The organism is Paenibacillus sp. JT31N17 (assembly GCF_056269255.1).
The window spans coordinates 42,440-55,884 of the sequence record NZ_JBWDNP010000016.1 but is presented as its reverse complement, the minus strand read 5'-3'; the positions used below and the strand labels follow the sequence as shown (position 1 = coordinate 55,884).

Here is a 13,445-nt window from a genome sequence, read left to right as displayed (position 1 = left end):
TTTTCACCCCGTATTAAGCATTGATTTTCTTCGGGTCCATGGCATCGCGGATGCCGTCGCCTATGAAATTGATCGAGAGCACCGAAATCACAATAATCACGCCAGGCGGAATCCACAGCCAGGGCTGGCTCTGCAGGGCCGTGATGGATTGGGCGGCATTGAGCATATTGCCCCAGCTTGCAGTGGGAGGCTGAACCCCCATGCCCAGGAAGCTCAGCGAGGATTCGGACAAAATGGCCGCTGCCGCGCCAAACGTCGCATTGACCAGAATCGGCCCCATCGCATTCGGAAGAATATGACCGAAGATAAGCCGCGGCGTGTTCAGCCCCAGCGCAACGCCAGCCTTGACGAATTCCGTCTGCCGCAAGGAGAGCACGCTGCCCCTGACAAGCCTCGCTACAGCCGGCCAACCAAGCAAAGCGAGCACAATAATAATATTGGATAAGCCCGTACCCAGGACCGTAACCAGCACCAATATAACCATCAGGCTCGGAAAGGACATAAACACATCGATGATCCGGTTGATCACCATATCCACCCATCCGCCTACATAGCCGGCAATCGCACCGATAATAATCCCGACCGCCATATAGATGGCAACGGTAACTACACCCACTGTCAGAGATACCCGCGTCGCATAAATGAGACGGCTGAGCACATCGCGTCCTACCTGATCCGTTCCGAGCAAGTGTGCTGCGGATGGAGCGGCAGAGAAAGCATTGCCGATTATATTGGGATCATGAGGCGCGATCCATGGAGCGAAGATGCCGATCAGAATCAACAGGGCGAATACGACAAGCCCGGCTACGGCCATTTTATGCCGGACGAACCGCCTTGCAATCAGCTTCATATAACTGTCGGACTTATACACGACCGGCTCGGGCTTCAGAAAGGCGAGCAGAGAATCCGGCGCGTTCATTTCTTTTTGCAGCTCAGGCGTCATTTTGTTTTCCTCCCTTCGCGCGAGAATTAATCGTATTTGATTCGCGGATCTACGACCGCATACATTACATCCGACCATAAATTGGCGGTAAGCACCGTCAGAGCCGCAAGCATATTAACCCCCATCAGCAGCGGGAAATCGCGGGAGAAAATCGCCTGGATGGTCAGCTGCCCCATTCCATTCCATTGAAAAATGCTTTCCGTAATCACGGCTCCACCGATCAGAATCGGAATATCCAGTCCTGCAATCGTAATGACGGGGATGAGGGCATTCTTGAGCGCATGCTTGTTAATGACCTTAAATGCGCTGACTCCCTTGGCCCTTGCCGTCCGGAGATAATCCTGCCCCAGCACCTCCATGACGCTTGAGCGGACATACCTGACCATCCCCCCGGCTATGCCGGTTCCAAGCGTGACCGTCGGGAGAATCAGATGCTTGAGCGAATCCCAGAAACCGCCCGTTCCGCCCATGGTATTCATTCCTCCGGTCGGCAGCACGCCAAGCTGGACGCCGAATACATAAATCAGGCCAAGTCCCAGGAAGAAGCTCGGAATCGATACGCCCATGAAGGCACCGGCGGACATGAGATAATCAAACTTCGTATTCTGCTTGACCGCACAGTAGATTCCAATCGGAATGGCGATCAAATAACCGAACAGGATGGAGGTTCCCATCAAAATCAGCGTCGGCAGAAGACGCTCGGCGATCATCTGGGTGACCGGCTGAAACGAGCTGAAGGAATGTCCGAGATCCCCGTGGACCAGCAGCCACAGCCATTTGACATAACGGAGCATAAAAGGATCATTCAGTCCGAGCGCCGCCCGGCGGATCTCCTTATCCGCTTCCGATACATCCGGATTGACATACATGTCGACGGGGTCTCCGGGCGCCATATTAATGAGGACAAAATTCAGGAAGGTAACACCAAGCAGTACCGGAATCGAGATCAGCAGTCGGCGGATGATATAATTAACCATGGGCGACAGCTGCAATCCGGACGGCAGCGTCATCCATTAGCGGATAGTGGCAGGCGACAAGCTCCTGTTGTCCTGTCAAAGCGGGCTCCTGCTCTCTGCACTGCTGCGTAGCCATCGGGCAGCGGGTGTGGAAGCTGCAGCCGCTTGGCGGGGAGGCCGGACTTGGCACATCTCCCTCCAGAACGATGCGCGTCTTGTTTCGGGAATGCGGGTCAGGCACGGGATAGGCGTCCAGCAGCGCTCTCGTATAGGGATGCTTAGGCGCGTTAAATATCGTCTCCGTCGGGGCAAGCTCGACGATTTTCCCCAAATACATCACGGCAATCCGGTCGCTCATATATTTGACCGCTCCCAGTCCATGGCCAATAAACAGGTACGTGAGATGGAACTGCTTCTGCAGGTCCTTCAGCAGATTCAGAATTTGCGCCTGAATGGACACATCAAGCGCGGATACCGGTTCGTCGCACACGATCAGCTTCGGCTTCAGCCCCACCGCCCTTGCGATACCGATGCGCTGACGCTGGCCGCCGGAGAATTCATGCGGGTATTTGCCCAGGCTCTGGGCCGACAATCCCACAACCTCCATGAGCTCGGCCGCCTGGCGCACGGCGCCCGATTCACTGAGGCCAAGCAGCAATTTCATCGGCTCGGTCATCAGATCCACAATCCGTTTGCGCGGGTTCAAGGATGAATAGGGGTCCTGGAAGATCATTTGAATGTCCGTACGCAGACTGCGCATTTGCGACATGCTCATGGGCGCCAGATTTTGCCCCTGATAGAGAACACGTCCCTCCGTCAATTCCTCCAGCTTGATGATGCTCCGGCCAAGGGTCGATTTCCCGCAGCCCGACTCCCCGACAAGCCCTACGGTTTCACCGGGATAGATGTTCAGATCGATGCCGTCCACCGCTTTGATCTGGCCAACCGTCCTTGAGAACACGCCCTTCTTGATGGGGTAATATTTCCTCACGCCCTCTAGCTTCAGAAGAGGCTCTGACAAAGCCATTTCCGGTCTTATCGTCGTCAGCATCGCAATTCCCCTTTTCCCGTTAAAGTTGTACGACCTGCTTGAAGTCGTGATGCGTTTTCTTCCCGTTTGCGTACCAACAGCGTACCTTATGTCCTTCCCGAACCTCGACAAGAGGCGGGGCCTCCCCGCATTTCTCGGCTGCCATCGGGCATCTCGCCTGATAACGGCAGCCGGCAGGCATGTCGCGCAGCGAAGGAACCGTCCCTGGTATGGAGCTCAGCTTCTCATCGCTTAACTCAATATGTGGAATGGAGCCCATCAATCCAACGGTGTAGGGATGCTTGGGACGGTCGAAAAGCTCGAATACATCCGCCTCCTCCACCACCTGGCCGGCATACATGACAATGACCCTGTCCGCCATCTCGGCGACGACCCCCAGATCATGCGTGATGAGCATAATGGAAGTGTTCGCGTCCTTGCGGATCGTGTTGATGAGCTCCAGAATCTGGGCCTGGATTGTAACATCCAGGGCGGTTGTCGGCTCGTCGGCAATGAGCAGCTTGGGCCGGCAGGCCAGCGCGATGGCGATCATGACGCGCTGCTTCATCCCGCCGGAGAGCGTATGGGGATACTGCCCCATCAGCTCCTCCGCCCTCGCGAATCCCACCTTTTTCAGAAGCTCTACAGCCAGCTTTCGGGTTTCCTTGCGGTCAAGACCCAGATGCAGCCGGATCGACTCCGTCAGCTGATTGCCGATCGTGTATACCGGATTCAGCGAAGACATCGGATCCTGGAAGATCATTGCAATATCCTTGCCGCGGATCGCTTCCAGCTCCTTCTCGGATAAAGCCGCAAGGTCCTGGCCCTGGAACATGACCGATCCGCTCTTGATGTAGCCATTGCGTCCAAGCAGCTTCAGAATGGACAGCGAGGTCACGCTTTTGCCGCAGCCGGATTCCCCTACGATTCCCAGAATTTCACCCTGCTCGAGGGAAAAGCTCACATCATCCACCGAGGTCACTTCCCCGTCCTCCGTGCGAAAGGCCGTTCGAAGCTGCCTGACTTCCAAGAGATTGCCCATTTGCCTCACCCTGTTTTCGTTATTGGTTTAACGGGACCATTCATTCACGTCATAATGCATGCCGTCCACGACGCCGCCCTTGCCTTGAACATCCTTCGACAACGCCATGAGATTAAATTCCGAATAGATCGTGATTAGCGGTACTTCTTCCTGAATCAGATTTTGCAGCTCGGAGTACAGCTTGAAGCGCGTATCTTTATCCGTCTCTTTCATCCCCAGGTTGAACAGCTCATCCACCCGTGCATTCTTGAATCTCATATCGTTCAGAGCTGCTGTCGAGCGGTAGACGTTGGCGGGTCCATCCGGGTCCATAATGCTCCCGAAGCTGCTGAGCGTCAGATCGAATTCACCCTTGATCAGATAGGAAACTGTCGTCGGAAAATCATAATTGGTCTGTTTCACCTTAAGCCCGATTGCCTGCAAATTCTGCTGTATGATATTGCCCGCCATTTCGCGTGTACGGTCGCCGGTAGGCACGATCAGCTCGATCTGCTTCTTCATATCAAAGCCCGCCTCCGCCAGCAGCTGCTTCGCTTTCTCGGGATCATACCCGTAGCTCTTCACATTCTTGTCGTGATACGGATGGGAATTCGCGTACGGGCCGTCCTGAAGCTCGCCGGCTCCCGGCATTAACTGGTCCACGATCATCTGGCGGTCGATTGCGTAAGCAAGAGCCTGTCGGACCTTCTTATCCGGGAAGCGCTCCGTATTGATCTCAATGGAATTGTAGCGCCGCGTCTGTTCCTCGCTTGTCTTGAGGTTCGCGAAGGTCTTCACCGTCTTCCATTCCGCGGCCGGAATATTCCCGGTTCCCTGCGCGGCGTTCATATCCAGCTCGCCGGACTGAAGCTGGGCGACGATATTCGCTGCCGGCATAATTTTGATGAACACCTTCTCGATTTTCGGCGCGCCTCTGTAGTAATCCGCATTGGCAGCCAGCTCGACATAAGCCTTATTCTCATATTTCACGAATTTATAAGCGCCCGATGTAACGTTCGGATTCCTCCAGAACGGATTCTGGTTCAGCTGGGCCGGATCGACATTCTCCAATACATGCTTCGGAACGATTAACACATCGGAGAACCGCTCATAAATTAGATTAGGATCGACCGGACTCGCCGTCTTGATCTCCAGATGCTTGTCGTCAATGACCTTCACCGAGCTCAGCTTCTCTTGGCCTTCCGGCAGCATTCCCTTCTCATTAAGTCCATCTAATGCGAAGATTGCAGAACGCTGTGTCGTGATGGTAGCGGGATTGGCAATCAGATTCAACGTAAATTCAACGTCATAAGCCGTTACCGGCTTGCCGTCCGTCCAGTTCGCATTCGGATTAATCGCGATGCTGAAGGTCTGATCGTCCTTGGTGTCAAAGGATTCGGCCAGCATCATCTTGAAATCGAGCGGCCCGACGGTCTTGACCAGGGAATCGAAGAAGTAACGGTACGCGAACACCGCTCCGCTCGAGCCGCTGCCGTCCGAATCGATCGGGTTGAACATAAGCGGGGGATTGGTAATCCCGATATTCAATTGGTTTTTGACTGCGGCTGCTGTACCGCCGGCATTACCCGCGGCGGGCGCAGTTCCTTCAGTCTTACTGCCGCCTGAACTGCAGCCGGTGACCAGCAATGCAGTCAATAGCGATAACACGGCCCATTGTTTATATAGTCTCCTCATCCATCTATCCCCTTTTGTATGTGAACTGCCTCACCTGATCCGGAAGGCCCCTGCGAATACCCGAAGACGGATACGCGCGGGCTGCCAGGCTTTTCACCGGTCTTCTACACCGTAATCCCGCTTTGCAGTTCAGTCATGCTGTCCATGCGCCGCCTGACTGCCAGGAGGCTTACAAACTCAAACGCAATATTAGCCGCATTCAAGGCTGTAATCTGATTGGAATCCCTATCCGGCAGCACCTCCACCAGATCAAAGCCGATAAAGTCCAGACCAGCCAGACCCCGCAGCATCTGCTGCGCTTCATAGGTTGTGAATCCGCCGACCTCCGGCGTACCTGTACCCGGAGCATAGACAGGATCAAGGAAATCAATATCAAAGGTCAGGAACACCGGCCTGTCGCCCACACGCTGCTTAATTTTCTCGCACAGCTCCGGTATGCTGAGCTGCCGGACATCGTCGGTCGTCATCACCTCGAAGCCCATCTCTCTCGCATCGTCCAGTCCGCTTGCCTTGAAGGTGCTTCCCCGCATGCCCATCTGGATGGAATGCTGGGCATCAATTAATCCCTCGTCAACGGCATAGCTGAATACTGCGCCATGCGACCACATCCGTTCAGGGAACTTGGAGCGTCCCGTATCGGAATGGGAGTCAAAGTGGACCAGACATACCGGACCATGCTTCTTCGCAGCCGCCCGCAGATGAGGCAAGGAGATCGAATGGTCGCCGCCGAGCATGATCGGCACGATGCCTTTTTCGAAGATAGGGGTCAGCTGTTCTTCTATAATTTGATAGGATTGTTCAATGTACCCTGGATACACCTTCAGGTCTCCATAGTCGATACCCGAGAGGTAATCGGAAATATTAATGTCATGAACGACCGATATCGGCCGGATACGCTGCGACATGGTACGGATCGAGGAAGGGCCGAAGCGGGCGCCTACTGCATAGCTGACGCCGGTGTCGAACGGCACCCCGATCACTGCGAAATCTACATTTTCCAAAGTTTGAATATGAGGCAAATGCATAAAAGTATGAATGCCGGCGAACAACGGTCTTCCCATTTCAATTTGAGGACGATACAAGCGGATCCTCTCCCTTATGTTTTTTATTGGATCATGCATGTGATTCGACTTTCGCTTGCTATAGGGCCGGGGCTTCCTCCTGAATTCCCGAAGCTCCCTCCAGGCGCCGTCTGACAGCGAGCAGGCTGACAAACTCAAACGCAATATTAGCGGCATTAAGCGCCGTGACGCTGCTGGAATCCCGGTCCGGCAGCACTTCTACCAGATCGAAGCCAATGAAGTTGATCCCTGCCAGGCCCCGCAGCATTTGCTGCGCTTCGTAGGTGGTGAACCCGCCAACCTCCGGCGTGCCCGTTCCCGGTGCATACACCGGATCGAGGAAGTCGATGTCGAAGGTGAGAAATACGGGCCGATCCCCAACCCGCTGCTTGACCTTCTCGCAGAGCTCCGGAATGCTGATGGCACGCACATCATCTGTCGTCATGACCTCGAAGCCCATCTTCCGGGCTTCATCCAGATTGCCTGCCCGATACGCCGTACCCCTCATCCCCATCTGAATGGAGTGCTCCGCATCGAGCAGCCCCTCGTCCACGGCATAGCTGAACACCGCGCCATGCGACCACATCCGTTCTGGCGTATCCGAGCGCCCCGTATCCGAATGGGAGTCAAAATGAACCAGACATACCGGACCATGGGTGTCAGCGGCTGCTCTCAGATGGGGCAACGAAATCGAATGGTCGCCGCCAAGCATGATCGGGACGATTCCCGCTTCAAAGACCGGCTTCAGCTGTTCTTCAATAATCGTGTAGGATTGTTCGATATAAGCCGGGTAAACCTTCAAATCTCCATAATCGATACCCGACAGATAGTCGGAGGTATTAATCTGATGATGCCTGGATATCGGCATAATCCGCTGCGACATGGTACGTATGGCGGAAGGACCGAAGCGGGCGCCGACCGCATAGCTGACGCCCGTATCGAACGGCACGCCAATTACGGCATAATCCACATTCTCCAGCGTTTGAACATGCGGCAGGTGCATAAACGTATAAATTCCTGCGAACTGCGGCTTACCTGTACCAATCTCGATTTGCGGGCGGTACTTCATCCCCATCACTCCATCCTTGTTTTCGCAATATTCAGAAAGGTTGCGGTGCAGCCTCACCCTTCTGATGTTTCCGTGTGGAAGAAGCCTGCTCTAACAGTCAGAGGACCGTGTCAGCCGTTTCTTCTAATAAAAGACAAAAAGAGGCCCTTCATTTGAGAAGTGGCCTCTTTGCCTTTACAAATCCCCACCGGGTGGGAATTTGTGATATGCAGTTGTTTGATATGGCTAGTATAGGAGATTTTTTTGGTTATGTCAACATATTTAACATATAAATTACGCTGTTAATGGAATCAAACTTTCCCAGCTGCATAATATTACATCGATGTTGACATTCCTATAGAAAATGATCGATACTTAACACATATATAACTCGTTTATTATTATCCTATGCCCGAGGTGATGATTACGATGAAGACTAGAGTGCTGCATGTACATGATATCCCGACCCCCAAGTGCCGGGTTGATCAGAAATTGAAGGAATTAAATTACAGGGTATCCTCTATTGAAGCAAAAGCGATGGATACATTAAAATCAACCCGGTTCGAATTCATGGTGCTCGATGTCCCGGCCTGCCGGCTCAAACAGTGGCTTTATGAGGCCAATAATCACTATAACGTGCCGCTTGTATGGTGGTGTGAGGAGAGGAAGCCTGCAACAGCCGTTCCCCATGACAAGATCGACGGGGTGCTCTGCTGCGGGATGAACGATAACGAGCTTCAATGGTCACTGCTGGTCAGCATCAAAAACTACCAACGGCGGCTTCATCTCGAGCGGGAATATTCCTTTCTGGCTACCAAGTTCGAGGAGCGCAAGGTGGTAGACAATGCCAAGATCATGCTTAGCGCCATTAATAATATGAGCGAAACCAAGGCCTACGAGATGATGCGCACCCAAGCTATGGCAGAAAGAAGAAAGCTCGTGGATGTGGCCCAATCCGTTCTGGCAGGCGTTCAGGACAGTCGGCGTCCCATGGAGCGGACACCCTCGCGAAGGAATGGCTAGCACCCCTATTAACCCGTTCAGGAGGGAGATCGTTTGCAGCTAATCACAGAATCCCCATACTTGTCCGATTATGTAGTGGAAACAGAAGAAGTCGATTATCATCACCCTGAGATTGAACGGTTAGTCAGCAAATTGCATGCAAACGGGGATGAGGATGAATACTCCCGGATCAGGACCGCTTATGAATTCGTGAGGGACGAAGTCTCGCATTCCTGGGATATTCAGAGCAGCCGCATCACCAGGAAGGCTTCGGAGGTATTGTTCCACCGGGAGGGCATCTGTTACGCAAAATCGAATCTGCTGGCCGCGCTGCTCCGGCTGCAGGGGATTCCGTCAGGTTTTTGCTATCAGAAGCTGACGATTGGCGATACGCCGGAGACCGGGTATTGTATCCATGCCCTGAACGGCGTATATCTTACAGCGCAGCAGCGATGGATTCGTCTGGACGCCCGCGGCAATAAGGCTGGCGTTCATGCTGCATTTTCCATTACGGAAGAAAAGCTGGCCTTCCCTGTCCGGGCAGAATATGGCGAGGAAGATTATCCGTTCCTGTTTGCAGCGCCCAACCGGAAAACGATGGATGCCCTGAAGAGGAATACGGATTGTTTGCGGATGTATCTTTATGATTTGCCGGTAGAGCTGTGATCGTCCCGGTGCCTCTTGGCCCATGAGCCATTTGCTAATCCCAGTCAGAATCTACTAAATTAGAAATCGCTGCAATAAAGGAACGATGAATGTTTTGTACGCTTCTGCTTGTACCTTCAACTGCGGACGGATATGCCATATATGGATACTGTCGACATTGTCATTCCGGTGTTTACCAATCCTTGGAATACCGGATTTTTCCACGCTTAACAAGTCGAATACCTCCCGCTTTCTTTTATCCAGCAAGCTATGTTCCTTCAGTGACCAGCCAACCCAATTGCAAACGTAAGTTCCGGCCGACATGGAATGAAAATCCGTTTCAATAACTTTGACGCAGCTTCCCTTATTCTTGAGCTCTGAATATAACTTTAGCGCTTTATCGAGATTGCCGCATCTCAGGTTAAAAAGATTTTCAATGTGAACAACTCCCTCATACCCGGGAAGCGCCTGATACATAATTTCGCAAACTGCTTTCATTGTTTGATCGAGGGCAATCGTTCCTGTAACGGGGGAGCCGTCTTGGCAAAGCAAATTCGTCCATTCCTCTTCATCGGATAGCCGCGATCCGCCTGGATTCAACATAATGAGCTTGATTTTCTTACCCGATCCATTCCCAAAGCGCAATTCTGCTGCCGTCCTGAAAATATATTCGTTTACTTTGATAAACGTACCGGTCGCCTGAACGTGATTCATCGAACAACCTCCTCAAAACGCTAAAGCCTAAACTCTAACCAGTCTAAAATAAAGGGAATTCAAATGCGAACAGATTCTATGCAGCTCCAGAAGGTCTATTGCCCGTTTAAAAGCAAAAAAGAAACATCCTAAGCATCTTTGCAGGTTGTTTCTTTCTCTCGCCAGATCAAATATTCATTTTCAACGCCTTATCCTATCCACGGTTATTCATCAACTCTTGCCCTTCGCTCCATCAGCCCCGCTCCCGCCTGTACCGCCATCACTTTTCCCGGCTTCAGCCGGTTTTCCTTTCCCTTTGCCTTTCCCAAAAACCTTCACGGCGCTCTTCGCCTTGGCGCTCTTGTCCCACCGGGTCCAGCCCTTGCGGTCTGTCCCTCTGCCTGTTCCGCCTTTACCCTTAGCCATATAACCACTCCGATCTATTATCGTTCATCCCATTAATATGGCCCACATAAGTGGAGCCCCTTCGTCCAATTCGGGCAACCGGGGCTCAATCACTAATTGTTATCACTTCGCACCAGTAATGAAAACCAGTATAACCTACACCAACAGCTTCTAACAACAGCGCCGCTTATCAAATTTCGCCGATTCTATCGACGCAACGAGCCTCCCCCGCTTGACCGGCACCTTCAGTTCGACAGCTCCATCCATATTTCCAGGAGCTCATCCAGCTGCGATTGCCTCTCTTCCCGCTCACGCCATCTCGCTTCAAGCAGGACAGAATCGCCCCTGTGATCGAAATGGTGCAGCTCTTCATCGGTACGGGCCAGCTCCGTCTCCAGCGCAGCAATCTCAAGCTCCAGCTGCTCGCGTCTCCGCTCGACCGTCCGGGACGAACCGCTGCTTGCTGCGACGGTTCCTGCTCCCGGCCGCTGCCGATCAGCGGATGCCGTCTTGGCTCCCTGCGTCTCTGCACGCGACGGTGCGCTCTCCTGAATATGCGGTTCCCCACGCTTTTCTTTGAAATCATCATAATTACCGAGATACGCGGTAATCCTGCCCTGATGCAGCTCCCATACGCGCTTCGCCAGACGGTTAATAAAATAGCGGTCATGGGAAATGGCCAGCACCGTTCCCGGGAAATCCTCCAGCGCCTCCTCCAGAGCCTCACGTGAAGCCACGTCAAGATGATTCGTCGGCTCATCCAGCAAAAGCAGGTTCGGCTTCCGCCTTACCAATAACGCCAGCCGCAGGCGGGACCATTCGCCTCCCGACAGCATGTTCAGCGGCTTGAAGACGTCCGCGCCATAGAACAAATATTTTGCCAGCACATTTCGCGCTTCGCCCTCCTCCAGTTCGCCCTCCGTGCGAAAAAACTCCAGTACCGTCTGCTTGTTCTCTCCCAGCGGCTCCTGCTGAGCCAAATAACCGATCTCCACACGCGCTCCCCGCACGATCTCGCCTGCATCCGGCTCAGCTTCGCCCAAAAGCAGCTTGAACAGCGTCGTTTTCCCCGAACCGTTATCCCCAAGCAGTACGGCCTTCTCGCCGTAGAGGAGACTTCCCTCAGTACCATCCAAAATCACCCGATCTCCGAATTGCTTCACCACACCCTCGAATGTGATGACCTTACGGCCCGAACGATCAAGGGGAGACAGCTCGAAGTCTGCCGTTTTCCGCTCCAGAACGGGACGCTTTACGGCCTCCATCCGCTCCAATGCTTTTCGCATCGAGGCTGCCCGTTTGAAGAATTTCTCATTCCCTCCGATACGCCCCCATTCCTCAAGCTGGCGGATCGTCTCTTTCATCTTTTTCATCACCTTCTGCTGCTCTTGATACTGCGCGAACTGCTGCAGCAGCCTCTCTTCCTTCTCCTTCATATACCCGCTGTAGTTGGTGAGATACGTATGGGCTTCGCCGTCCTCCAGCTCGATCATTTTCGTGGCTACAGCATCAAGAAAATAACGGTCATGCGATACGATGACACATGCGCCGCCATAGCGCTGAAGGAACTGTTCCAGCCATTCGATGCCCTTGAGATCCAGGTGATTCGTCGGCTCATCCAACAGCAGCAGATCGGGATGGACGACCAGCTGGGATGCCAAAACAATCCGGGTCTTCTCTCCGCCGGACATACTGCCGAACCTTCGCCGGTCGTGGCTTCGATCGATTTGCAGGCCGCTCGCCACCTGATCAATGGCCGTATCCATTTCATAGCCGCCAGCCTGCTCGAACTGTTCTTGAAGCAGCGCATACGTCTTGAGCAGCCGCTCCATCACTCCCGGATCGGCAGCCGCTTCTGAGCTGGACATCTGCTGCTCCATCACCGACATTTCCTGCTTGGCGGCCATGAGCTCCCGATAGCCATAGGCCAACACTTCATATACAGTCAGTTCCTCAAACTCGGCCGGAATTTGCGGCAAATAGCCGATTTGCAAATCCTTCCGGATAGTCAGCATACCCTCATCTGCCTGCTCAAGGCCGGAAATTAAACGGAGCAGCGTGGATTTTCCGCTCCCGTTGCGGCCGATCAGACCGACTTTCCCACCTTCATGGAGCTGCAGCGTGATCCCGTCCAGAACCAGTTTTGCCGCATGGTATTTTTTTATCTGTTGAACATTAACAATAATCATCATTAAGAGCCTCCTGTTGGATGAAGACCCCAGCTTGAATACACAAAAAGAGCCGCGGCAACAAGCCCGCGACCCTTAGGATGGTAAAGCTATCCGTGTGGTTAAGGTAGGCGTCTTCTCGCGAATGGTTCAAACGTATAATCTTCATTGGACAGACTGATCCCGTTCGCGGAAAATGCATGAACAATGCCAGCCATAGCAATCGGCAGCTGGCTAATACGGTTGTTAACCATTTCGTGATTCACCTACCTCACCCCCTTCATTGTTCGTAAGTTAAAAATAACACAGACCGTAGGGATATGGCAAATGGGACCCGCGGCGAGTCTGATAAACGTATCCCTATTTCTCAGAAAAGCCGGCTAACTCTGCTTTTTTAATTTGGCTGCTGCCGCTTCTATATTCTCAGCCACTCTAAATTGAACGATCCTGCTTATTAATTCATAAGGCAGCGGCTCGTCCAAAGGGAATTGTATGGACCCTTTTGCCCCTTTGTATTTCGATAACTCCTGCTTGAATGCAACTATGCCGCTTGGCGCCGGATAAAATCCAATATGGCTTTTGTAAGCTGCAAAATGCACCAAATTCCCATGCTGCGCGTATGTAGGCATTTGGTAGCTTATCTTCTCCTTTGCGTCCGGCGCCGCCTCTTGGATCACTTTTCTTAACGCTTCAAGCAAAGCCTGAATCCCGGATGGGAATGTTGAGATATATTCATCAACAGATTCATATGTGATTTTGTTTCCGTCCATAATTTCTC

The 13,445-nt window shown here is 52.8% G+C and carries 13 protein-coding genes; 2 read left to right on the top strand and 11 right to left on the bottom strand.

The genetic code is table 11. The features are described from left to right. Positions 1–13: 13 nt before the first annotated feature. From opp4C to speB (AC0YOB_RS31575), 7 genes are all read right to left on the bottom strand, one after another. On the bottom strand, positions 14–943 hold the full coding sequence (gene opp4C, locus AC0YOB_RS31605) for an oligopeptide ABC transporter permease (RefSeq protein WP_379114657.1): 930 nt from the start codon (positions 941–943) through the stop codon (positions 14–16). A gap of 26 nt (positions 944–969) precedes the next feature. After that, positions 970–1,920, bottom strand: a complete 951-nt coding sequence (locus AC0YOB_RS31600; RefSeq protein ID WP_475796166.1) for an ABC transporter permease — start codon at positions 1,918–1,920, stop codon at positions 970–972. Beyond that, the gene (locus tag AC0YOB_RS31595) at positions 1,913–2,950 is read right to left on the bottom strand and encodes an ABC transporter ATP-binding protein (protein WP_475796165.1); all 1,038 of its coding nucleotides are present in this window, start codon (positions 2,948–2,950) and stop codon (positions 1,913–1,915) included. Before AC0YOB_RS31595 ends, AC0YOB_RS31600 begins: the two co-directional genes overlap by 8 nt. A gap of 19 nt (positions 2,951–2,969) precedes the next feature. Beyond that, positions 2,970–3,971: an ABC transporter ATP-binding protein gene (locus AC0YOB_RS31590; protein ID WP_475796164.1), complete on the bottom strand. Its 1,002-nt coding sequence runs from the start codon at positions 3,969–3,971 to the stop codon at positions 2,970–2,972. 27 nt (positions 3,972–3,998) lie between these two features. Further along, a complete protein-coding gene (locus AC0YOB_RS31585; RefSeq protein ID WP_475796163.1) occupies positions 3,999–5,645 on the bottom strand; it encodes an ABC transporter substrate-binding protein in 1,647 nt (548 codons plus the stop codon). A 104-nt stretch (positions 5,646–5,749) separates the two neighbouring features. Then, positions 5,750–6,727 carry an agmatinase gene (speB, locus tag AC0YOB_RS31580; RefSeq protein ID WP_379114661.1) on the bottom strand — a complete coding sequence of 326 codons (978 nt, stop codon included), beginning with the start codon at positions 6,725–6,727 and terminating at the stop codon, positions 5,750–5,752. Positions 6,728–6,785: 58 nt separating this feature from the next. Then, a complete protein-coding gene (gene speB, locus AC0YOB_RS31575) occupies positions 6,786–7,775 on the bottom strand; it encodes an agmatinase (RefSeq protein ID WP_475796162.1) in 990 nt (329 codons plus the stop codon). Between the two features lie 408 nt (positions 7,776–8,183). On the opposite strand from speB (AC0YOB_RS31575), the gene AC0YOB_RS31570 reads away from it, so the two are divergent. Both AC0YOB_RS31570 and AC0YOB_RS31565 read left to right on the top strand, forming a co-directional pair. Further along, positions 8,184–8,777 (top strand): ANTAR domain-containing response regulator, encoded by a 594-nt coding sequence (locus AC0YOB_RS31570; protein WP_475796161.1) that lies wholly within the window; start codon positions 8,184–8,186, stop codon positions 8,775–8,777. A 33-nt stretch (positions 8,778–8,810) separates the two neighbouring features. Next, the gene (locus AC0YOB_RS31565) at positions 8,811–9,422 is read left to right on the top strand and encodes a transglutaminase-like domain-containing protein (protein ID WP_475796160.1); all 612 of its coding nucleotides are present in this window, start codon (positions 8,811–8,813) and stop codon (positions 9,420–9,422) included. Between the two features lie 54 nt (positions 9,423–9,476). Here AC0YOB_RS31565 and AC0YOB_RS31560 read toward each other — a convergent pair whose 3' ends face one another. The 4 genes from AC0YOB_RS31560 to AC0YOB_RS31545 form a co-directional block, all read right to left on the bottom strand. Then, positions 9,477–10,115: a hypothetical protein gene (locus AC0YOB_RS31560; RefSeq protein WP_475796159.1), complete on the bottom strand. Its 639-nt coding sequence runs from the start codon at positions 10,113–10,115 to the stop codon at positions 9,477–9,479. Positions 10,116–10,325: 210 nt separating this feature from the next. Then, positions 10,326–10,520 carry a DUF3934 family protein gene (locus tag AC0YOB_RS31555; protein ID WP_210044743.1) on the bottom strand — a complete coding sequence of 65 codons (195 nt, stop codon included), beginning with the start codon at positions 10,518–10,520 and terminating at the stop codon, positions 10,326–10,328. Positions 10,521–10,744: 224 nt separating this feature from the next. After that, positions 10,745–12,688 carry a ribosomal protection-like ABC-F family protein gene (gene abc-f, locus AC0YOB_RS31550; RefSeq protein ID WP_475796255.1) on the bottom strand — a complete coding sequence of 648 codons (1,944 nt, stop codon included), beginning with the start codon at positions 12,686–12,688 and terminating at the stop codon, positions 10,745–10,747. 359 nt (positions 12,689–13,047) lie between these two features. Continuing rightward, on the bottom strand, positions 13,048–13,437 hold the full coding sequence (locus AC0YOB_RS31545; RefSeq protein WP_475796158.1) for an iron chaperone: 390 nt from the start codon (positions 13,435–13,437) through the stop codon (positions 13,048–13,050). Between the last annotated feature and the right edge of the window lie 8 nt (positions 13,438–13,445).